Annotated in this window: 23 protein-coding genes; 11 read left to right on the forward strand and 12 right to left on the reverse strand. The window is 67.6% G+C overall.

Annotation, left to right across the window (positions count from 1 at the left end; all coding sequences use genetic code 11):
- Window positions 1–158: 158 nt before the first annotated feature.
- Window positions 159–506 (forward strand): LysR family transcriptional regulator, encoded by a 348-nt coding sequence (locus ACFVR6_RS05810; RefSeq protein ID WP_386959703.1) that lies wholly within the window; start codon window positions 159–161, stop codon window positions 504–506.
- Window positions 507–536: 30 nt separating this feature from the next.
- Here the strand turns inward: ACFVR6_RS05810 and ACFVR6_RS05815 are convergent, their stop codons facing one another.
- Window positions 537–2,195 (reverse strand): ABC-F family ATP-binding cassette domain-containing protein, encoded by a 1,659-nt coding sequence (locus tag ACFVR6_RS05815; RefSeq protein ID WP_386959706.1) that lies wholly within the window; start codon window positions 2,193–2,195, stop codon window positions 537–539.
- A 394-nt stretch (window positions 2,196–2,589) separates the two neighbouring features.
- Here ACFVR6_RS05815 and ACFVR6_RS05820 point away from each other — a divergent pair, with 394 nt between their 5' ends.
- The 5 genes from ACFVR6_RS05820 (at window position 2,590) to ACFVR6_RS05840 (ending at window position 6,703) form a co-directional block, all read left to right on the forward strand.
- Window positions 2,590–2,958, forward strand: coding sequence for a hypothetical protein (locus tag ACFVR6_RS05820; protein WP_386959709.1), 369 nt, complete (start codon window positions 2,590–2,592; stop codon window positions 2,956–2,958).
- 61 nt (window positions 2,959–3,019) lie between these two features.
- On the forward strand, window positions 3,020–4,360 hold the full coding sequence (locus ACFVR6_RS05825; protein WP_386959712.1) for an APC family permease: 1,341 nt from the start codon (window positions 3,020–3,022) through the stop codon (window positions 4,358–4,360).
- A gap of 90 nt (window positions 4,361–4,450) precedes the next feature.
- Window positions 4,451–5,161, forward strand: coding sequence for a DUF1345 domain-containing protein (locus ACFVR6_RS05830; RefSeq protein ID WP_386959715.1), 711 nt, complete (start codon window positions 4,451–4,453; stop codon window positions 5,159–5,161).
- Window positions 5,162–5,256: 95 nt separating this feature from the next.
- Entirely contained in the window at window positions 5,257–5,679 is a 423-nt protein-coding gene (locus ACFVR6_RS05835) for a GIY-YIG nuclease family protein (protein WP_386959718.1), read from the forward strand.
- Between the two features lie 85 nt (window positions 5,680–5,764).
- Complete coding sequence (locus ACFVR6_RS05840; RefSeq protein ID WP_386959721.1) at window positions 5,765–6,703, forward strand: DUF1214 domain-containing protein; 939 nt, start codon at window positions 5,765–5,767, stop codon at window positions 6,701–6,703.
- A 12-nt stretch (window positions 6,704–6,715) separates the two neighbouring features.
- Here the strand turns inward: ACFVR6_RS05840 and ACFVR6_RS05845 are convergent, their stop codons facing one another.
- The 4 genes from ACFVR6_RS05845 to ACFVR6_RS05860 all read right to left on the reverse strand — a co-directional run bounded on the left by ACFVR6_RS05845 (window position 6,716) and on the right by ACFVR6_RS05860 (window position 9,052).
- Window positions 6,716–7,321, reverse strand: coding sequence for a hypothetical protein (locus tag ACFVR6_RS05845; protein WP_386959723.1), 606 nt, complete (start codon window positions 7,319–7,321; stop codon window positions 6,716–6,718).
- Between the two features lie 43 nt (window positions 7,322–7,364).
- Window positions 7,365–7,583 carry a PLDc N-terminal domain-containing protein gene (locus ACFVR6_RS05850; RefSeq protein ID WP_386959726.1) on the reverse strand — a complete coding sequence of 73 codons (219 nt, stop codon included), beginning with the start codon at window positions 7,581–7,583 and terminating at the stop codon, window positions 7,365–7,367.
- Window positions 7,584–7,654: 71 nt separating this feature from the next.
- A complete protein-coding gene (locus ACFVR6_RS05855; RefSeq protein ID WP_386959729.1) occupies window positions 7,655–8,245 on the reverse strand; it encodes an IMPACT family protein in 591 nt (196 codons plus the stop codon).
- A gap of 3 nt (window positions 8,246–8,248) precedes the next feature.
- The gene (locus ACFVR6_RS05860; RefSeq protein ID WP_386959732.1) at window positions 8,249–9,052 is read right to left on the reverse strand and encodes an alpha/beta fold hydrolase; all 804 of its coding nucleotides are present in this window, start codon (window positions 9,050–9,052) and stop codon (window positions 8,249–8,251) included.
- Between the two features lie 153 nt (window positions 9,053–9,205).
- On the opposite strand from ACFVR6_RS05860, the gene ACFVR6_RS05865 reads away from it, so the two are divergent.
- Window positions 9,206–9,790, forward strand: coding sequence for a DapH/DapD/GlmU-related protein (locus tag ACFVR6_RS05865; RefSeq protein WP_386959735.1), 585 nt, complete (start codon window positions 9,206–9,208; stop codon window positions 9,788–9,790).
- Between the two features lie 312 nt (window positions 9,791–10,102).
- Here the strand turns inward: ACFVR6_RS05865 and ACFVR6_RS05870 are convergent, their stop codons facing one another.
- Entirely contained in the window at window positions 10,103–10,792 is a 690-nt protein-coding gene (locus ACFVR6_RS05870) for an SDR family oxidoreductase (RefSeq protein ID WP_386959738.1), read from the reverse strand.
- A 248-nt stretch (window positions 10,793–11,040) separates the two neighbouring features.
- On the opposite strand from ACFVR6_RS05870, the gene ACFVR6_RS05875 reads away from it, so the two are divergent.
- The 3 genes from ACFVR6_RS05875 (at window position 11,041) to ACFVR6_RS05885 (ending at window position 14,462) form a co-directional block, all read left to right on the forward strand.
- Window positions 11,041–12,921: an MFS transporter gene (locus ACFVR6_RS05875; protein ID WP_386959741.1), complete on the forward strand. Its 1,881-nt coding sequence runs from the start codon at window positions 11,041–11,043 to the stop codon at window positions 12,919–12,921.
- 112 nt (window positions 12,922–13,033) lie between these two features.
- Window positions 13,034–13,381 carry a cupin domain-containing protein gene (locus tag ACFVR6_RS05880; RefSeq protein ID WP_386959743.1) on the forward strand — a complete coding sequence of 116 codons (348 nt, stop codon included), beginning with the start codon at window positions 13,034–13,036 and terminating at the stop codon, window positions 13,379–13,381.
- A 148-nt stretch (window positions 13,382–13,529) separates the two neighbouring features.
- Window positions 13,530–14,462 (forward strand): oxygenase MpaB family protein, encoded by a 933-nt coding sequence (locus ACFVR6_RS05885; protein WP_386959745.1) that lies wholly within the window; start codon window positions 13,530–13,532, stop codon window positions 14,460–14,462.
- A gap of 168 nt (window positions 14,463–14,630) precedes the next feature.
- Here the strand turns inward: ACFVR6_RS05885 and ACFVR6_RS05890 are convergent, their stop codons facing one another.
- The 6 genes from ACFVR6_RS05890 to ACFVR6_RS05915 all read right to left on the reverse strand — a co-directional run bounded on the left by ACFVR6_RS05890 (window position 14,631) and on the right by ACFVR6_RS05915 (window position 18,569).
- Window positions 14,631–15,425 carry an SIR2 family NAD-dependent protein deacylase gene (locus tag ACFVR6_RS05890; protein ID WP_386959748.1) on the reverse strand — a complete coding sequence of 265 codons (795 nt, stop codon included), beginning with the start codon at window positions 15,423–15,425 and terminating at the stop codon, window positions 14,631–14,633.
- Window positions 15,418–15,984, reverse strand: coding sequence for a non-canonical purine NTP pyrophosphatase (locus tag ACFVR6_RS05895; RefSeq protein WP_386959750.1), 567 nt, complete (start codon window positions 15,982–15,984; stop codon window positions 15,418–15,420). The genes ACFVR6_RS05890 and ACFVR6_RS05895 overlap by 8 nt, the downstream gene beginning before the upstream one ends.
- Entirely contained in the window at window positions 15,981–17,003 is a 1,023-nt protein-coding gene (locus tag ACFVR6_RS05900) for a hypothetical protein (protein WP_386959753.1), read from the reverse strand. The genes ACFVR6_RS05895 and ACFVR6_RS05900 overlap by 4 nt, the downstream gene beginning before the upstream one ends.
- 10 nt (window positions 17,004–17,013) lie before the next feature.
- A complete protein-coding gene (locus ACFVR6_RS05905) occupies window positions 17,014–18,012 on the reverse strand; it encodes a 5'-nucleotidase (RefSeq protein WP_386959756.1) in 999 nt (332 codons plus the stop codon).
- A 117-nt stretch (window positions 18,013–18,129) separates the two neighbouring features.
- On the reverse strand, window positions 18,130–18,327 hold the full coding sequence (locus ACFVR6_RS05910; RefSeq protein ID WP_386959759.1) for a hypothetical protein: 198 nt from the start codon (window positions 18,325–18,327) through the stop codon (window positions 18,130–18,132).
- Window positions 18,324–18,569: a hypothetical protein gene (locus ACFVR6_RS05915; protein ID WP_386959762.1), complete on the reverse strand. Its 246-nt coding sequence runs from the start codon at window positions 18,567–18,569 to the stop codon at window positions 18,324–18,326. The genes ACFVR6_RS05910 and ACFVR6_RS05915 overlap by 4 nt, the downstream gene beginning before the upstream one ends.
- A 94-nt stretch (window positions 18,570–18,663) precedes the next feature.
- On the opposite strand from ACFVR6_RS05915, the gene ACFVR6_RS05920 reads away from it, so the two are divergent.
- Window positions 18,664–19,086, forward strand: coding sequence for a hypothetical protein (locus tag ACFVR6_RS05920; protein WP_386959764.1), 423 nt, complete (start codon window positions 18,664–18,666; stop codon window positions 19,084–19,086).
- Window positions 19,087–19,300 lie beyond the last annotated feature (214 nt).

The following is a 19,300-nucleotide window of genomic DNA, read 5'->3' on the forward strand; positions in this document are numbered from 1 at the left end:
GACCTCCCTCACGGCGGGTGCGCTGCCGCCGCGTGCACGCTACGGCCGGGGCCGCACAACCGCCTCATCCGCTCCGCATGATTTCGGTCGTGCCGGGTGCGCGGAGAGCGCCTGCGACAATGGAAGGGATCTCCGACGTCGCCGTGAAAGGCTCCCCCGTGAACATCACCCAGCTCCAGCGGTTCGTCGCGGTGGCCGAGCATCTCCACTTCCCGCGCGCGGCCGAGGCCCTCGGCATCCCGCTGGCGTCGCTGTACACCTCGATCGACAAGCTCGAGGCGGAGGTCGGCCATGCCCTGTTCGCCCGCGACAGCAACGGCACCCGGCTGACGGCGCCGGGCGAGCTGCTGCTGGCCGAGGCGAAGGAGCGCATCGCCGCAGCCCCGGCCCCCGCCGCGAAACCCACCGTTCCCGCCGGCGGCAAGGCCAAGGCATCCAAGGGCAAGGGCCGTGCGCCCGTGGTCAAGGGCCAGCCGAAGCCGTACAAGAAGCGCCAGGGCCGCTGAGCGGGCCCGTCGCTCCCCTGCCCTTCGGGGCTACAGCTCCGTGACCTGCCCGGCCTCGACCCGCCAACGACGGTCGGTCTTCACGGTGTCGAGCATGCGACGGTCGTGGGTCACCAGCAGCAGCGTCCCCTCGTAGCTCTCCAGCGCCTCCTCGAGCTGCTCGATGGCGGGGAGATCGAGGTGGTTGGTCGGCTCGTCGAGCACGAGCAGGTTCACGCCGCGGGATTGCAGCAGCGCGAGACCCGCGCGGGTGCGCTCGCCCGGCGAGAGCTCATCGACGGGGCGGGTGACGTGGTCGGCCTTGAGGCCGAACTTCGCCAGGAGCGTGCGCACCTCCCCCGAGGCCATCTCCGGCACGAGCGCCTCGAACGCGTCGGCCAGTGGCTGCGATCCGGTCAGCAGCGAGCGTGCCTGGTCGATCTCACCGACCTGCACGCTGGCGCCCAGGCTCGCGGTGCCCTGGTCGGGCTGCCGACGACCCAGCAGTGCACGCAGCAGCGTGGTCTTGCCGGCGCCGTTGGGGCCCGTGATGCCGATGCGCTCGCCTGCGTTGACCTGCAGCGACACCGGGCCGAGTGTGAACGAGCCCTGGCGGATCACGGCGCCGGATAGCGTCGACACCACGGAGCTGGACCGCGGCGCCGACCCGATCGTGAACTGCAGCTGCCACTCCTTGCGCGGCTCCTCCACCTCGTCGAGACGGGCGATGCGGCTCTCCATCTGGCGGACCTTCTGCGCCTGCTTCTCGCTGGACTCGCTGGCGGCCTTGCGGCGGATCTTGTCGTTGTCGGGCGCCTTGCGCATGGCATTGCGCACACCCTGGCTCGACCACTCCCGCTGCGTGCGCGCGCGGGAGACGAGGTCGGCCTTCTTGTCGGCGAACTCGTCGTACTTCTCCCGCTGGTGCCGGCGCAGCGTTGCTCGCTCCTCGAGGTAGGCCTCATAGCCGCCGCCGAACACCTGGTTCGAGCCCTGCGCGATGTCGAGTTCGAGCACGCGGGTGACGCAGCGCGCGAGGAACTCCCGGTCGTGGCTCACGAGCACCACTCCGCCACGGAGGCCCCGCACGAACGCCTCGAGACGCTCGAGTCCGTCCAGGTCGAGGTCGTTTGTGGGTTCGTCCAGCAGCACGATGTCGAAGCGCGAGAGCAGGAGTGCCGCGAGCCCGACCCGGGCGGCCTGGCCACCCGACAGCGCGGTCATGAGCGCGTCCTCGGGGGCGTCGCCGAGGTGGAGACCCAGGTCGGCGAGCACGACGGGAAGGCGCTCGTCGAGGTCGGCCGCACCGCTGGCGAGCCAGCGGTCCAGTGCCGTCGAGTACGCGTCGGCGGGGTCGATGCCGTCGCGGGGCGTCGGGTCTGCGAGCGCCGCCGCTGCGGCATCCATGTCCCTCGTGGCGGCGGCGCACCCGGTGCGGCGGGCGATGTAGGCGGCGACGGTCTCGCCCTCGACCCGCTCGTGCTCCTGCGGCAGCCAGCCGACGAACGCGTCGGACGGTGAGACGGTGATGGTGCCGCCCTGCGGCTGGTCGATGCCGGCGAGCAGGCGCAGCAGCGTGGACTTGCCCGCGCCGTTGGCGCCGACGACGCCGATCACGTCGCCGGGCGCGACGGTGAGGTCGAGCCCGTCGAACAGCGTGCGGTGGCCATACCCGCCGGCGAGGTCACGGGCGACGAGCGAAGCGGTCATCCCTCAATCCTGTCACCGCCCCGCCCCCGTTTCCGCCGCCCGCGCCCGCCCGCGCCCGCCCGCGCCCGCGTCCGCGCGCGCCCGCGCGGTTCCCGCCGCCCGCGCCCCTGGCATCCCGTGCCGCTGGCATCCCGAGCCGCTCGAGTGTCACTTCCGCACAGTGTCCCGCGCCGACACCCACCACAAGCGACACCGGAACAGCCCGGTCCCGCCACCCGCGCGGCTCGAGTGTCACTTCGGCACAGTGTCCCGCGCCGACACCCACCACAAGCGACACCGGAGCAGCCCGACAACCCGGCGAGCGCCGCAGCGCGGCCGCAGCGGCGCGTGCCGCAGCAACGGATGCCGGCACGCGCGGTGCGACGCGCGCCCGCGACCGCGCTACGGTCGACAGATGCCCGAAACGCGACCTGCCGAACCGCTCGCCGCCACCCGCCGCATCGAGTTGACCTTCCGCAAGCCCCGGTTCGCGCTGTACGCGCGCATCCGGCCGACGCTCGTCATCGGCGAGCGCGGTCAGCCCACGCAGTGGGGCGTCGGAACCTGGCAGGTCCCCGCCGACCGCGCCGTCGTGATCGGCGTCTTCCTGTTCAACCGCGTCTGGCGGTTCGGGCAGGCGGAGTTCACGCTCCCCCCGGGCGGCGCGACCTCGCTGGTGTACCGGGCGCCGCTCCTGCCGTTCGGGCGCGGAAAGATGCGGATCGGCGACCGCCCGTCGGCACCCACGCGCGACACCGCTCGCGAAACGCAGCCGACAGAATAGATCACCCGGGCCCGCTGCGACAGCGTTTGCCCGACGCCCTCGTCTGCGCTGAAGTGTGACGATGAGCAGAGAAATCGCGGCGGTGACGCCGACTGCCCCGATCGGACTGAAGCGCGCGGTGGGTACGCCGCTGCTCTTCGCGTTCATCGTGGGCGACACCCTCGGCGCGGGCATCTACACACTCGTCGGCACCATGGCCAACGACGTGGGCGGCGTCATCTGGCTGCCGCTCCTGCTCGCGCTGGTCGTCGCGCTCCTCACCGCGGGCACCTACGCCGAGCTCATCACCAAATACCCGCATGCCGGTGGCGCCGCCCGCTACGTCGACCGCGCCTTCGGTATCCCGTACCTGTCGTTCCTCGTCGGGTTCCTGATGATGGCCTCGGGCATCACGACCGCCGCGGCCCTCGCCAACGCCTTCGCCGGCGATTACCTCACCGCGCTCATCGATGTGCCGCCCATCCCGACGGCGATCGTGTTCATCGCGGTGCTGACCCTCATCAACCTGCGCGGCGTCCGGGAGTCCCTCGCCGCCAACCTCGTCGCCTCGGTCATCGAGGTGACGGGCCTGGTCATCGTCATCGTCGTCTGCGCGATCGTCTTCGGCAGCGGCGGCGGCGATCCCTCCCGTATCTTCGAGTTCGCCCCCGACGTGCCGCCGCTGCAGGGCGCGTTCGCGGCATCCATCATCGCGTTCTTCTCGTTCCTCGGCTTCGAGGCGGCCGCGAACATGGCCGAAGAGGTCAAGAACCCTTCGAAGGCCTACCCCCGCGCGCTGTTCGGCGCGATCTTCACGGCCGCCGTCGTGTACCTGCTGATCGCGATCGGCGCCGTCATCGTGCTGCCGCCGGCGGAGCTCGCCGAATCCACCGGGCCGCTGCTCGAGGTCGTCGCCGCCAGCGGCGTCGGCATCCCCTCGTGGCTGTTCGGTCTCATCGCCCTCGTCGCGATCGCCAACGGCGCGCTGCTGTTCATGGTCATGGCCAGTCGTGTCGGCTACGGCCTGGCCGAAGCCGGCCTGCTGCCGCACGCGTTCGCTCGGGTGCTGCCCAACCGGCGCACGCCGTGGGTGTCGATCGTCGTCGTCGCCGGCATCACGATCTGCCTGACGATCGTCGGCGACATCGCGACGCTCGCCGAGACCACCGTGCTGCTGCTCCTGCTGGTGTTCCTCTCCGCCAACGTCAGCGTGCTCGTGCTGAAGAAGGACAAGGTCGACCACTCCCACTTCAACGTCCCCCGCTTCGTCCCCGTGCTCGGCATCCTCGCGTGCATCGTGCTGCTCGCCCAGCAGTCGTGGACGGTGTGGATCGGCGCCGCGGTCTACGTCGCGGTGGGATCGGTGCTCTACTTCGTGGCGCGCTACGGCCGCAAGCGCTCGGAGCGCAAGCAGGCGGCGTAGAGGCCGACGGCACGGTCCCGGACGCCACGTCGCCCGGATGCCGCAGGGAGCCGGCACGCCCGCACGAGCGACGCTCCGTAGACTTGGGCGGTGCAGGCAACCCGATACATCAGCGACACCGCCCGCGCCAACGGCTCGTCACTCATCGCCGCAGTCCTCGGCTTCGCGTTCGCCTTCACGGTCGCCGCGGTCGACGGCGAGCTCGGCCGCATCGACCCGCTGCCGTTCGCGATCGACGTGTACCTGTTCATGTGGCCGTCGTTCGGCATCGTCTACCTGGCGTGGACGCACCACACCTACGCGCGCCACAGCGCGGGGGCGCTGCAATGGCGCGCCCAGCGCGAAATCGCCGCCCAGCGTCGCTGGTGGTCGTTGCTGATCGGCTTCGGCGGTGCGTCGAGCTGGACGCTCAGCGCCGCACTCGCGGCCGTGTTCGTCACGGTCGTCATCGCGCAGAACCCGACCTACCGCGGCGACCTGATGTACGTCGCGCTGGGGCTGCTGTGCGTCGCGTGCTCGTGGGGCCTCATGGTCTACTCGTTCGCGCTGCAGTACCTGCGCCTGCAGGCCGGGGCCGACGCGGGCCGCCACATCGAGCTCGACCTCGACGAACCGGCCGAGTTCGGCGACTACCTGACCCTCGCGATCCTGCTCTCCACGATGGCGGCCACGGTGTCGGCGACCATCCGCACGCGGGAGGCATGGATGCTCGTGCGCACCAACGTGCTGTTCGCCTTCACCTTCAACTCGGTGATCGTCGCGATGGTGGTCTCACTGCTGATCGGCGGCATCGGCGGCTGAGAGCCCGGGCAGCCGCGCCGCCCGCAGAGCCCGCAGAGCCGCGCCGCCGCGCAGCCGCGCCGCCCGACGTCGGTGCCCGCGCGTAGGGTCTCACCGTGACGCACGACACGCTGCCCGGCCCCTGTCACCTGTGCGGAGACACCCGGGGCGACCGGGTCAACGGCGCGTGGCGGTGCGCCCGCTGCGGCTGGCGGTACGGGGATGTGCCGGATGCCGACCTGCCGCTGCCCCGCATCGACGTCGTGTACTACCTGCGCTTCGGCGAGCGGGTGAAGATCGGCACGAGCGCGCAGCCGCGGCGGCGCCTCGGGGCGATCCGGCACGACGAGCTGCTCGCTTTCGAGCACGGCGGCCGGGACCTCGAGCAGCAGCGCCACCGTGATTTCGCCGCGCTGCGTGAGGGCGGCGAGTGGTTCACGCTCACCGGCGACCTGGCCGCCCACATCGCGTCACTGCGCACCGCGGGCGAGCCCTGGGACCGCTACGCCCGGTGGCTGGCCGAGGCCCTCCGCGGCTGATCCCTCACCGCCCGACGGCCGCCACCTCGTCCCCGACCGTGCATCCGCGGCATCCACCCGCTACGGTCCTGGAAAGGAGGTCACCGTGACGCTCGTGGTCAATGTCGACAATTTCGTGGTGGCGGAAACCCACCGGATGATGCACGATCTGCAGCGGGATGCCGGAGGGGTGAACCGGTTCCTGCACAACCGGGAACCCGCCGCGACCGACAGGCAGACCGTCATCCGCCTCAACCGGGACACGCTGTACAGCTTCGCCGTCGTCGACATCTCGGCCGGTGCGACGCTGACGCTCCCCGAGCACGGCGAGCGGTACCTGTCGGCGATGGTGGTCAACGAGCACCACTACATCAACCGGATCTTCCACGACGCCGGGTCCTACGACCTGACCGTGGCGCAGTTCGACACTCCCTACGTGGTCGTCGCGGTGCGGACGCTGGCCGACCCGCAGGATCCGGCCGACCTCGCCGCGGTGGCGGCCCTGCAGGATCGGATCGAGCTGACGGGCACGTCCGCCGTGCCCTTCGCCATGCCCGACTACGACCCCGTGACATTCGGCGAGACCCGCGACGCGCTCCTCGCCCTCGCCCGCAACCTCGCCGACCTGTCGGGCATGTTCGGCCGCAAGGACGAGGTCGATCCCGTCCGCCACCTCATCGGCACCGCGGCCGGCTGGGGTGGGCTGCCCTCGAGTGAGGCGATCTACCTCGGCGTCGACCCGCGCCTGCCCGTCGGCACCTACGAGCTGACCGTCGGCGAGGTCCCCGTCGACGGATTCTGGTCGATCTCGGTCTACAACGCGGGCGGCTACTTCGAGCCCAACGACCGCGACGCCTACACGGTCAACAGCGTGACCGGGGTGCGTAACGCCGACGGCACCGTCACGGTGCGCTTCGGCGACCACCCCGCCGGCCTGCCCAACGTCATCCCCGTGCCCGAGGGCTGGAACTACCTCGTGCGGCTGTACCGCCCGCGCGAGGAGATCCGCGACGGCTCGTGGACCTTCCCGGCGCTTACGCCGTAGCGGGCGGGGCGCTCAGGCGCGGGCGGTGTCCCGGGCATCCCGTCCGTCGAGCATGATCGGCAGGCCGTCGACCTGCGCGAGCGCCTGCGTGCGGTTGTTCACCGCCGCCTGCACGTACTCGGCGATGTCGCCGCGCATGTCGTCGGAGTACTCGCCCGTGCGCGAGGCGACCACGGCCGCGTTCGCCTTGTTCTGCAGGGCGAAGAACATCGGCTTGTTCTGCATCGAGCGGTCCACCCACTGCGGACGGTCGAACGCCTTCCCCATCTGGATGGTGCCCTCGTCGATCCACATCGAGGCGTACACCTCGGCCGCGCCGAAGGCGGCCTGCGTGCCGAGGTCGTCAAGCGGCGTCTCGTAGAAGTCCCGCAGCTCCTGCGGCAGGCTTTCGGCGATCGGCATGACGGATGCCACGTCGGCCTCGCTCACGGCCTTCGCCTCGGCGGAGCGCGCGATCACCTGGCCCACGAGGTCGAGCCGCGAGGTGAGCGCCTCACGCAGGGCGGGGTCCATCTCACGACCGTCGCGCATGGCGAGGGAGTTGTGGAAGACCATCAGCCGCTGCAGGTTGGCGAACATCAGGATCAGCGCGTTGAAGCGGTGTTCGTCGGGAGTCATCGTTCGACGCTATCGGGATCGGGCGGTTGTCGCCGCCCCGAGGTCAGCGCTTGTGTCGGATGCCGACGAGGAAGTACGCTGCCGGGCCGATCCAGTTGATGAGGATCACCGGGATCCACGCGGGCTTGGGACCGCGCACGTCGTCATTGTCGCGCCACGCGAGATCCCAGAAGGCGAGGAAGGCGAAAACCACCTGCACCACGCTGAGCAGCCCCAGCCCGACCTTGGCTGCCACGGGCAGGCGGATCTGCGTCTTGGTCATGTCGGTCTCCCCCGTTCGCGCCGGCACCGGCCACTCCACGCTAGCCCTCCGGGTGCGCCAGCGTCGAGGCCTCATGCGTCCGGCATCCACACCGCACGACCCTGCGTCGCGTCATCGATGCGCGGCACGAGCGCCGCGACCCGGTCCTCGGCCACCTGCAGCGTCAGTTGCACGTCGAGCCCGTGCCGCACGTCCTCCAGTTCCGCGCCGAGCGCGTCGAGTTCGCGCCGCACGACCCCTTCGAACGCGTACGGGATGCTCACCCGCAGCGTCTGCACGCGCAGGAGCGGCACGCGCTCCGCGCCGAGGAGCGCCTGCGCCACGGCGTCGGTGTAGGCGCGCACGAGACCGCCGGCGCCGAGCTTCACGCCGCCGAAGTAGCGCACCACCGTCGCGAGCACGCCTTCGAGCTCCTGATGCCGCAGCACGTCCAGCATCGGGCGACCGGCCGTGCCGCTCGGTTCGCCGTCGTCGTTCGCCGCCGAGTGTCCTCCGGCCATCAGCGCCCAGCACACATGTCGCGCATCCGGATGCTCGGCCCACAGCTCCTGCACCCGGGCGACGGCCTGCTCGCGGCCGGAGACGGGCTCGACGCAGCCGAGGAAGCGGCTCTTCTTGATGACGAGCTCGCTGTGGACGGGTCCGGCAAGGGTGAAGGGCATGGCTCAGGGATGCTCGGGTCGATCGCGTTGCTGCTGGTGTGCTCGGTCCGAGGTCGCCTGTTGTGTCATCTGCTGCGCCCACCGGGCCAGGTGCGCGTGGACGAGCTGGGGCTGGTCGATCTCCAGGTTGTGACCGGCCTCGTCGAGCAGGGCATACGTCGCGCGGGGAAACCGCTGTGCGAGCGCCCATTGGTCCTGATAGCCGACCACCGCGTCCTGCCGACCGGTCACGATCAGCATGGGCCGGTCGAAGCCGGCCAGGCGGTCGTCGGGCAGCGACGGCAGGGCGTAGTTCTTCTCCAGGCGGGCCATCGCCCGCACATCCGCGGCACGCAGACCGGGGAGCACGGACCGTCGAAAGCGTTCCCAGTTCTCCCGTGACTGCACCACGGCCAGCTCCGCATAGGCCATCGCATCGGCACCGCTCAAACTAGCGATGAGGGCGGCATCCTCGACCAGCACGGCATGCGGCGGCACCAGTCGTTGCTCGCGCACCGAGTCCACGACCGGGGCCAGCAGCGCCATGCCGATGCACTGGTGCGGCCTGCGCGCGACCAGATCGCGGGCGAGCAGGCCACCGAGCGACGTGCCCACCACCGCGAAGGGCGCCGAGCCGAGCATCTCCCCCACTGCCTCATCCAGCCAGTCGGCAAGCTGCGGCAATCCGCCCGGGGCATCCAGCGCGGGGGTCGCGCCGAATCCGGGCAGATCGACGTAGAGGCGTTCCCATGGCCCGGACCCGGCGAACGCGGCATCCAGCGCGAGCATCATCCGGTGATCCACGCCGTTGCCGTGGACGAACAGCACCGGTGTGCCTCTGCCGCGACGGACGACGTGCGGGCGCGGGGTCACAGTGCTTCCGGTTGCTGCCATGAGTACATCATGATCGCCCGCGAGGCTCCACCGCGTTCGCGGCGCAACCGGGTTCAGCGCGGCGGTATCCCCGGATACCGTGGCCGCATGGCTGAGATCGAAGGACTCGACGCACTTCTGCAGGCATTGAACTCGGGACAGACGATCCCCGCAGGTTCGCCGCACCACGTCGCGATGCACGCCGCCAGCCAGCACGCGTTGCGCATCACCGCCGAGCTCAACGGGGCCTATCACTCCCCCGATGAGGTACGGGCATTGATGACGGAGTTGACCGGGCACCAGGTTCCTGAATCCTTCACCCTGTTCCCGCCGGTCAGCGCCGACTTCGGCAGGAACATCCGCTTCGGCGAGGATGTGTTCGTCAACAGTGGCTGCCGGTTCCAGGATCAGGGAGGGATCGACATCGGCGACGGGTCCCTCATCGGACACAATGCCGTCATCACGACGTTGAACCATGACATCTCGTCGAGCAGGCGGGCTGACATGCACCCGGCTCCCGTTGTCATCGGCCGAGGGGTGTGGTTCGGGGCCAACGTGACCGTGCTGCCCGGTGTGAGCATCGGAGACGGCGCAGTCGTGGGCGCGGGGGCCGTCGTCACCAAGGACGTACCGCCGCATGCCGTAGTCGTCGGCGTGCCGGCGAAGCAGGTGAGCAGGGTGCACGACGGTTGATCGCGACGCGATGCGACCGTGCCGTCCGCGGGGACGACGGTTGCTACCTGGTGATCCACGGCTGCTCGCGTACGAGGTCGCCGCGCTCTCTTCACGAGTAGCGGCCGTCGCAGCCACCAGCCTGCTCGATCCCCGTGACTGGCGGGTCCGCGCCCGCGTCACCCGGTTCGGACGTCCGGCATGCTCCGCCGGAGTCCGCGAAAACACCTGTCACGCTCGTGCACCCGGGCAGGGTTCTCCGGCTCGCCGGCACGGAGCAGCAGCGATGCAGTCACTCTGCCGGGGGCGGAACCGGCACAGGGTGAAACGGCGTCAGACGCCCGGTCGGATCGTGAGGTCGGGGATCTGCGCGTCGCGCGGCAGGTCGAGCACGGTGAGGATGCTCGTGACGACCGAGTCCGCGTCGATGAAGGCGGCCGGGTCGTAATCCCGTCCTTCCTGCTCGTGCACGCGCTCCTGCATCGCCGTCGCGGTGCGCCCGGGATACACCGACGACACCCTCACGCCGTTGGAGGCCTCCTCGGCACGCAGGCTGTCGGCGAGCGCTTTGAGCCCGTGCTTGGATGCCGCGTAGGCCGCCCACTCGGGTGCCGCACGCAGACCCGCGCCGGAGTTGACGAACACCACCTGGCCCTTCGCCGCGCGCAGCGCCGGCAGCAGCAGCCGGGTCAGCTCGGCCGGCGCGACGAGGTTCACGTCGAGCTGCGACGACCATGCGCCGACGGTGAGTTCGGACACCGGGCCGAGGTCGACCACACCCGCGACGTGGAGAAGTGAATCCAGGCCGGAGGGAAGGTCGTGTCGCGCAAGCGCGGCGGCCAGATCGCCCGGAGCGGCCAGCTCGGCCACGACGGTCTGCGCGGACGGGAACCGCTGCCGCAGCTGCTGCGCACGCGTGTCGCTGCGCGCAAGCAGGATGAGGTCGTCGCCGCGCGCATGCAGCCGCGCGGCAAGGGCGGCGCCGATGCCGGAGCCGGCGCCGGTGAGAAAGTGCAGAGCCATACCCCCATCGTCACACGCGACGTGGGCGAACCAGTTGCCACCAGAAGGTCAGCGCCCCGAGCTGCATCGGTGGCGCTGATAAACTGGACGACGGCCCTTTGGGCCCCTTCATATCGATGACACGACACGCGGGGTGCGCGCATGCACCCCTGACACGGCACGGTCGATTCACCCTCCCCGCCCTGTCAGGAGACTTTATGTCGTCATCTGCCCCTGCCCGCCCGAACGTCAAGATACGCGCGGGTGGCATGATCGCCATCGCGGCCGCCGCCGCATTCCTCGCCACGTTCAATGAGACCTTCCTGAACGTGGCCTTCACGCCGATCATGCAGGACTTCGGCATCGACGTGAACACCGTACAGTGGCTCACCACCGGCTACCTGCTCGTGGCCGCGGTGTTCGTGCCGGTCTCGAACGTCCTCTACCACCGATTCTCGACGAAGCCGCTGTTCGTGACCGTGCTCGCCATCATGGTGATCGCATCGGTGATCGGGGCGCTCGCTCCGACGTTCGAGGTGCTCCTGCTCGCACGACTGCTGCAGGCCGTCGGAACCGGCCTGCTGACCCCCATCGGCATAAACATCGTGTTGGCCGTGTCGCCGCGCGAAAAGCTCGGGCTCAACATGGGCATCATGGCGGCGATGACCACGCTCGGACCCTCGCTGGCCATCGTGCTGTCGGGCGTCCTTCTGACGCTCGCTCCCTGGACCACTCTCATGTGGGTGTTCGGCGGTCTCGCCCTTGTCGTGCTGGTCGCCGGCGCGATCGTTCTGCGCAACGTCGCAGAACTGGGCCGCCCGGTCCTCGACGTCCTGTCCTTCCTCCTCGTCGCCGTGGGCCTGGTCGGTGTCCTTTACGGCGTGACCGCCGCATTCGAGGGATCCGCCCTGTATGCGGGCATCTCCGGCGTCGTCGGGCTGCTCGCCATGTGGCTGTTCATCACCCGCCAGCGTCGCATCGAGCATCCGCTGATCGACCTGCGGCCGTTCTCCAGCGCACCGTTCGTGCTCGGCGTCCTGATGACGATGCTCGGCCTGATGTTCGTGTTCGCGATGAACGTCGTCATCCCGCTGTTCCTGCAGGGCGCGCTCGAGATGCCTCCGCTGAGCGCCTCCCTCACGCTCGCGCCGGGAATCCTCCTCACCGTGCTCATGGGCCCTGTCGCCGGTCGCCTCTTCGACCGGCACGGCGGCCGCTGGTCCATCCCGCTCGGCTTCCTCGTCATGGCCGTGTTCGTCACGCTCGTCGGCGTCGCCGCCGGAGGGTCGATCTGGATCTTCGGCGCCCTCTACATCCCCGCAGTGCTGGCGACGGCGTTCGTGATCGGGCCGGCGCAGACGTTCGCGCTGTCCAGCCTCGACCGCGAGACCAGCGCGCACGGTGTCACCGTGGTCGCCACGAGCTTCCAGATCGCCGGCTCCGTGGGAACCTCGCTGGCCGCCGGCGTCTACGGCGCGCTGGCCGCGGCCAATATGGGTGCCGGACGCAACGAGGCCGACTCCCTGCTCACGGGCTTCCACGGCGCGGTCGGCCTGGCCGTCGTCGTCTCGCTCATCGGCCTCGTTCTCGGGCTGATCGCGTACCGTTCACAGCGGTCGCGTGGCGCGTCCGAAAGCGGTCAGCCCACCGCAGACACCGTCGCGGCCATCATGCAGTCGGATGTCTACGCGCTCACCACTGACCAGACCGTGCTGGATGCCCTGCAGACCTTCACCGAGCGCGGGATCTCCGGAGCGCCGATCCTCAACGCCAACGGCACGCTGGCCGGCTTCCTCTCCGACGGGGATGTCATGCGCTACCTCTCTGCCGCTCACCCGTCGTCCACCTCGATCTACTCGTACGCGATCGGCGCCGACGAGGACCTGGAGCACGCGATGTCCGATCTGGCAGAGCTGAACGTCATGAAGATCGCTACGCGCGACGTGATCTGCATCAGCGCAGGCGCGTCGATCGCTGACGCCGTGGCCACCCTGTCGGACGAGCGACTCAAGAAGGTCCCGGTCGTGGATGCCGAGGGGAGCCGCCCGGTGGGCATCGTGAGCCGGTCGGCGATCAACCGCTTTGCGATCGCCGGCTATCTGCGATCCCGCGAGGAGCCGCAGCAGCTCGAGGACGCAACGGCCGTCTAGTCTCAGCAGCAGCAGCAAGGGCCACGATCCCGCTCGGATCGTGGCCCTTGCTGATTCGCTCTGACGACGGCGGCACTCGTGGTCGGTTCCGGCGCAGGCGTAAGCTCTGGCCATGGTCGACGAAGACCCGGTGACGACCAACCCGGAGCACTACCGCACGATCTTCGAGAACGAACACGTCCGGGTGTTGAGCTACCTCGACGCCCCCGGCGACAAGACCACTCCCCACACGCATCCCAACAGCGTCATGATCACCCTCACCGACTTCCACCGACGGTTGACCACGGCCGACGGCGACCGCGACGTGGAACTGGCCGCGAATCAGGCGCTGTGGGTTCCCGCCCAGCGTCACGCGGGTGAGAACACCGGGACCACTGCGACACGCACGATCTTCGTCGAGCTGAAGGGACCAGCGGCCGGCACCCTGGACGCACGCGCCGTCGGCCCCGATCTCCGCTAGAAGCGTCCGCCCGGCGTTCGAGATCTGGTTCGCAATCCCCCTCACCGCGGTGGGTGCCCCGACCTCGCAGCGCGGTCGGGGCACTGCCCGAGCAGGCGACGGTCACCGGTGGGGTGCACCCCTCACCGCACCGTGACACGCTTGACCCGTGACTCGACCTCCCTTGCGCGCGCGGCTCCTTTCGGCGCTCGCGGGCGATCCGGATGGCACGCCCTCCTGGGTGCGGGCTTTGGCTGACGGCGACGACCGCGGCTACTTCGCCGACGGCGGCGCAGCCTGGACGGTGCACGCCGGCACGGCGACGTTCGTCGCCGGCATCCGGGCGCTCCTCATCCAGGCGCTGCACCCGGGAGCGATGGCAGGCGTCCATGACTTCTCGCGCTATCGGGAGGATCCCATCGGACGCCTCACGGGCACGGTGCGCTGGATCATCTGCGTGACCTACGGCTCAACCGAGCAGGCACACGCCGAAACGGCACGCGTGGGTCGTCTTCATCAGAGGGTCTCGGGGACCTACTCGACGGATGCCGGTCCGCGCTCGTACTCGGCCTCAGACGCGACGCTTGTGGAATGGGTCCATCTCGCCTTCACCGAGGCATTCCTCGGCGCCCACCAGCGCTGGGGCGGCCCGATCCCCGGCGGTGCCGACGCGTACGTGCGCGAATGGGCGCAGGCCGGTCGACTGATGCACGTCGCCGATCCGCCCGAGAGCGAGGCCGCTCTGCGGTCGCGGATGGATGCGTACCTCGACCGCGGTGAGCTGGTCTCTGACGCGCGCGTCGCCGAGGTCGTTCGATTCCTGCGCGACGTCCGCTTCACCGGATCGATGCGACTCGCCTATCGTGTGCTCTTCGCCGCCGCTGTCGCGAGCCTCCCCCGGCGGTACCGCAAGCTCCTCGGTCTCCGGCGCACACTTCTCCCGGTGGTCACCGCGACGCGGATCGTGCTCGCGGTCTCGTCCCGGGCCCTCGGATCAGGTCCGCGCGCCCAAGACTTCGCCCGACAACGACACCGGCGCTTGCAGAACGCAATGAATACAGATGGGTCGGCGATCCCATCCGCGGCGGATGAGGTCTCATGAAGTTGTGAATGGTTGCCGAGCCACCCTCCACGGGTTAACCGTGGCGGTCAGCAGTTGAATCGGAGCTGGACCCCGGTGACTGCAGAGCATCCCTAATCAGGCATTGCCCGCTCAAGGTCCCGGCGCGGGCGGCGGGGCCGGATTCTGATGGGCGGCTTGAGTTTGGTGCTAACTCGTCAGGTCCCCGAGGAACCCGGTGAGCGCCGCCTTCGGATCGTCTTCGTCGGAGACGATCAGCTCAATGCCCCAGCTTCCGAGAACCTCCTGCGCGACCGGGTTCGGCCGGTGGGTGAAGACATAGGATTTTGGCCGCGTAGCTGGCAGAACCGAGTCATCCCACGTCTTGGCGAGGCGATAGAAGAGAAGGCGCATGTTTATGTCGCTGAGACTGTAACCGATGAAGAGCACTGCGTTGCCGAGGACATCATTCCTCAGCTTGATGTCGAGCGGCGACTCGAAGCTCAGCCGATCGAAGAAGCTCGTCTCGCTGAGGACGATCGACTTGTCGTCGTCGAAATCTCCATGGAGCTTGATGATCTGTCGGTGCGATTCCGAAGTGGCCACAAGGTCTGATACCTTCGCGACCTTGTCGTACTGAACACCAGATTCGTCGTGTGCAGCCTCCAGCCACCGGTCGTAGTTCGTGGTGTAGATCCGGTAGAAGTTGCCCAGAGCGATGAGTCGATGGATGTCGGACTGGGAAACCTCGATACCTGACCTATGCCACTCTCGGTCCATCCAACTGCGGAGTGGTCCGATGCTGCCTGTCTTCTTGATGTAGTACTCAGCAAGCGCGAGCGGGTCACCGTAAGTAGCGAAGATTGTCGGGTCGTAGCCCAGTTCCGACGCGATGCGGTTGATGAGGTCCCTCCAAGTGGGGAGCCCGAGATTGGCGGATACTCCCGCCCCGACAAACAGCATCAGTTTGCCGCTGCGATAGGCGTTGGAGAGCTCCTCATCCATGGCGAGTCCTCCCCTCGTCGTAAAGGTGCGAGGCAAACCTATCCAGCGCTAGTCGACGCATTGAGATCTCGTCTTTCACCGCTCCGAGCTCCGCGAAGGTCTTGTCGTGACCAGCGGGGATAAAGACGCAATCCCATTGGAAGTCCCGCGGACCGGCTGGGACCATCGGCACCGTTCCCTCGATCGCTCCCTCGAAGGTGCGAATCTCCCTCCCGTCGCAGTACCCGATGACGGTCTTGGCCGTCACCGATCGATCATCGAGCCCCCCAACCAGCGCCGCGAAGCGCTCAGCTCCCAGCCTGTCCCAGAAGATCTGAGTCAAGCCCGCTGGGAGCCCGTTGAGCCCTGACAGATATAGCCCGGTGTGTTCAACGAATAGTGGACGACCGATCATCGCGAACGCTTTGGCCAACTTGTCCCGCACCAAGCGGTCGACGTCCTCGGTCTGCAACTCCTCTATCTTCCTGGAGACAGGGACGACCTGGACGCCGCCCGGAGTCAGAATCCGTTGCACCTCGTCGATCTTGTGCCGGTTCGCGGACAGGAATCGTATCTTCACTCGAGACCCTTCATGAAAGAGTATCGCTTGGCCAACTCATACTGTCGGTCCAGTGCAGAAGGAGCCAGACCTTCGGCCGCAGCCTCGGCGTGGTCGTCGGCGAGTCCGCGATGATGTAGTCCGGGGTTGTCGGAACAGATCACAAACGGAGTTCCGCGTCCCTGGAACTCAATGAGCGGGTGCGGATCATCGGCATGCAGCGCTCCAGTGAGCCGATTGCTGATGGGGCATACCTCCACGCAAACGTCCTTGCTCGCCAGGAAGTCCATCAACTGCGAGTCCTTGCCGGCAGCGGATCCATGACCGATGCGGTCCGCACCGAACTGCTCTACCGCCGCACGAATGTTCTCCGCACGGCCGGTTTCACCGGCATGTATGGTCACGCCTAGTCCGAATTGATCCTTCGCCTCACGAAATAATGTCGGCAGGTCCGCCGGGTAGCTGGTCTCCTCGTCGCCCGCCAGATCGATTCCTACGATGTCGGTCGGCTGGCCAAGATCGCGGTATGCCTCGAGCAACGTCGACAGGTCGCGACATGAATCGGGGCCGCGGGTGACTGTGAGAACGAGTCCGCGCTTGATCTCGTGGCGCCGCGCCGCTTCTCCGGTCGACTCGATCAATGCATGCATTGCCTCGGCAGGGGTGCACTTCTGCAGGCTCGTGAGGTAGAGGACGCTGCTACGAAGCTCGACGAGACGGACGCCGTTCTGGGCGAACTCGGCGAAGGTAGCACTTGTGAGCCGATCAAGATTGTCCCGTCGCCTGGGGAGAAGGCGCAGCACCTGCCATGGCTTCAGGTATGCGCTTAGTGATGGCGCTGGTTTCCGCCGAATCAGGTCACGCTCAACACGGAACCCCTCCGGCAACGCCGTCGCTTCGTCGACCAGAACCTCTTGGATCGCCGCCAGCGGCATCGCCCCGTTCAGGTGCACGTGCAGATCCGCACGGTCGTAGACGGCGGACGCCCGGCACGCGCCGTCGACCTGGTCCGCTTCCAGCACTGTTGATGACTGCGGCATCGCGGAACCGTTAAGCATTGGCGGTGTCGGCCACGAACAGAACGCTGGCTGGAGGCATCGGCGCGCGTCGCGACTCCGGAAGCTCTTTGGGCTCGTTGACCACCCCGAACGGAACGTGGACGCTTGGGATCTCGTCCGCGGCCCCCTCCAGATGCTTCAACTGGTCATCGAAGAAGATGTGAGGCTTCAACACCCGAAGCACCCTCGCCTTCTCAATGCCGCCGAGGAAGAACGCGTCGTTCACCCGGACTCCCCAAGATTGAAGAGTCTTGACGACGCGCTCGTGGGACGGAGCGTTGCGAGCCGTGACGATAGCAACGTGGACGCGTCGGTTGTAGTTGGAGTCCGCGACGACGCGCGCTTCTTCGATGTCTTGGATTCGGTTGATCCCTCGAAGGAAGTCGGAGAGCCTGCCTTCAGGTAGCGGCTCTTCGAGGTGCTGTATCTCGTGGGCGTGGAATGCCGGGAGACCCTCGGCCTGCATGACTTTCTCTGATGAGTCATCTGCGAGAACGCCGTCGAAGTCGAATGCGATTCTCAGGTCTGTGCCACTTGGATCGGCTGCTGGAGAACCAAGAACCTGGCCAGCGGCGAATCCCATGTCAAGGGCGATGCGAACGTCTCGCTCGTTCTGTGACAGGAACAGGGACATATTCAGCGCACCCATGTATTCGTAGGGTGACCGGCCCTGCATGAATACTGCGCGCGAGATCGGTAACTCGTGGTGCGCGACCGATCGCATGACGCGAAGACCGGTCTCGGGGTCGTTTCGCGAAAGAACGATGACTTCAACCAGCGGTTCGTCGTCCGAGAGGTCGTTCAGCGAGAGGAGACGCTTAATGAAGGGGAACGCGACCCCTGGCTGAAGCGCATTCGCGATGTGCTTTTGCTGGTGCTCCCGGTATCGCGCTTCGCCGTGCTCACGAAACACTTGGTCGGCGTCGGACAAATCGAATAGTGCGCTTGAGGCGACACCGACCACGAGCATGTTCTCAAGGGGATACGGCACTTGGCTCCTTTGCTCCAGCTGGCCTGATGATCAAGCTATCTGATACTCCCCGCATGGCACCTCCGTGCGTCCGCAAGCCGGTCCCCCTGCGTTCGGCCTGCGCTCCACGAATGATGATTAGACGACGTTCGCAGTCCGACGCCGTTCACGCGCCGCGCGATGCAGCGTAATCGGGGTGCCATCGAGCGCACGGTTCACCAGAGCAGCGAGAAACACGCCCGAGTGGAGTCGCGCATCGACGGTGTCGCCTTTTATTACCCGTACGACCGGAAGGTCGGTGAGAAGCTGGTCGACTTCCGCGGTTGGAACGATCACGACGTCTTCTCCGCGGCCTCGTCGACACCTGCCGCCTCGATCATCTCTTCGGCGGGCTCGACGTCCTCCTCTTCGTCGACGGCAAATTCGGTGCCGTAATCGACGAGCAGCAAGCAGGTCGCGTGGTAGGCGTCCTCTTCCTCACCGAGCTTGCCGATCAGGTCGACCAGCCAGTCGAACGTGTCCGGCTCGGTTATGAGGATGTTCGAGCGGACACCCATCAGGAAGCCGAGCGCGGCCATCGGGTGAACGCAATTTTGTGGCAGTCCGATCGGGGCGCCGGAAGAGGGAAAAAATCCATTGTTTTCGGCCGTGGACTCACCCTATGGTCTGGGTATGAAGAGAAAACTCCAGGCAAGCGTCCTCGCGTTCATTATCCTGTTCGGTGGCGGAATGCTTTCAGCGCAAGCCGCTCATGCTGAAGACGTCGGCACTATGCCTTCGGGATGCTCCATCTCGAGCGGCACGCCGTATGCGAGCGGTGCCTACGTGAAGTGGACAGGGTCGGGCTATTGCAACGCGACCAACATAAACAACTTCGTTGCCCGTCTTGTCCATAACTATGACGGCCTGCCTGACGTGCGAGTTGCGACTGTGTATAGCTCGCCCGCCAATCGGCCCAATTACAGCGCAACGGGTACCACTTGCGATGGTGGAGGTACGACGCAGTACTACAACGAATCTGGCTACTACCGGAGCGCAGCCAATGGTGGCGATGTCATCCGGACAAGCAGCCAGGTGACGCTCACGCACTGCTAACTTTTTGCGCGATGCCGCCTGTTGCCGCTGACGCGGAGCAGGCGGCATTGTCGTATGTGCGCTACCGTCGCCGACTCATCGTGGAGGCGCATAGCAGCCCGACTGACCATGTCAGTACCGCCCATGTGAAGCCGCCGGCAGAAGAATCCGGCTGGGTGATGAGAGTGACCAGCCCCACAGGATCGTTTTCGGGTCGAGGAACTATTTGGGGCGG

Source organism: Microbacterium sp. NPDC058021 (assembly GCF_042885955.1).
Taxonomy (GTDB): domain Bacteria; phylum Actinomycetota; class Actinomycetes; order Actinomycetales; family Microbacteriaceae; genus Microbacterium.

What these genes read in the sequence shown, in the direction of transcription:
- ACFVR6_RS05815 (WP_386959706.1), bottom strand. Translation starts at nt 2,195, where the DNA reads ATGACCGCTTCGCTCGTCGCCCGTGACCTCGCCGGCGGGTATGGCCAC.
- ACFVR6_RS05820 (WP_386959709.1), top strand. Translation starts at nt 2,590, where the DNA reads ATGCCCGAAACGCGACCTGCCGAACCGCTCGCCGCCACCCGCCGCATC.
- ACFVR6_RS05825 (WP_386959712.1), top strand. Translation starts at nt 3,020, where the DNA reads ATGAGCAGAGAAATCGCGGCGGTGACGCCGACTGCCCCGATCGGACTG.
- ACFVR6_RS05845 (WP_386959723.1), bottom strand. Translation starts at nt 7,321, where the DNA reads ATGACTCCCGACGAACACCGCTTCAACGCGCTGATCCTGATGTTCGCC.
- ACFVR6_RS05850 (WP_386959726.1), bottom strand. Translation starts at nt 7,583, where the DNA reads ATGACCAAGACGCAGATCCGCCTGCCCGTGGCAGCCAAGGTCGGGCTG.
- ACFVR6_RS05855 (WP_386959729.1), bottom strand. Translation starts at nt 8,245, where the DNA reads ATGCCCTTCACCCTTGCCGGACCCGTCCACAGCGAGCTCGTCATCAAG.
- ACFVR6_RS05865 (WP_386959735.1), top strand. Translation starts at nt 9,206, where the DNA reads ATGGCTGAGATCGAAGGACTCGACGCACTTCTGCAGGCATTGAACTCG.
- ACFVR6_RS05870 (WP_386959738.1), bottom strand. Translation starts at nt 10,792, where the DNA reads ATGGCTCTGCACTTTCTCACCGGCGCCGGCTCCGGCATCGGCGCCGCC.
- ACFVR6_RS05875 (WP_386959741.1), top strand. Translation starts at nt 11,041, where the DNA reads ATGATCGCCATCGCGGCCGCCGCCGCATTCCTCGCCACGTTCAATGAG.
- ACFVR6_RS05880 (WP_386959743.1), top strand. Translation starts at nt 13,034, where the DNA reads ATGGTCGACGAAGACCCGGTGACGACCAACCCGGAGCACTACCGCACG.
- ACFVR6_RS05890 (WP_386959748.1), bottom strand. Translation starts at nt 15,425, where the DNA reads ATGGATGAGGAGCTCTCCAACGCCTATCGCAGCGGCAAACTGATGCTG.
- ACFVR6_RS05900 (WP_386959753.1), bottom strand. Translation starts at nt 17,003, where the DNA reads ATGCCGCAGTCATCAACAGTGCTGGAAGCGGACCAGGTCGACGGCGCG.
- ACFVR6_RS05915 (WP_386959762.1), bottom strand. Translation starts at nt 18,569, where the DNA reads ATGGCCGCGCTCGGCTTCCTGATGGGTGTCCGCTCGAACATCCTCATA.
- ACFVR6_RS05920 (WP_386959764.1), top strand. Translation starts at nt 18,664, where the DNA reads ATGAAGAGAAAACTCCAGGCAAGCGTCCTCGCGTTCATTATCCTGTTC.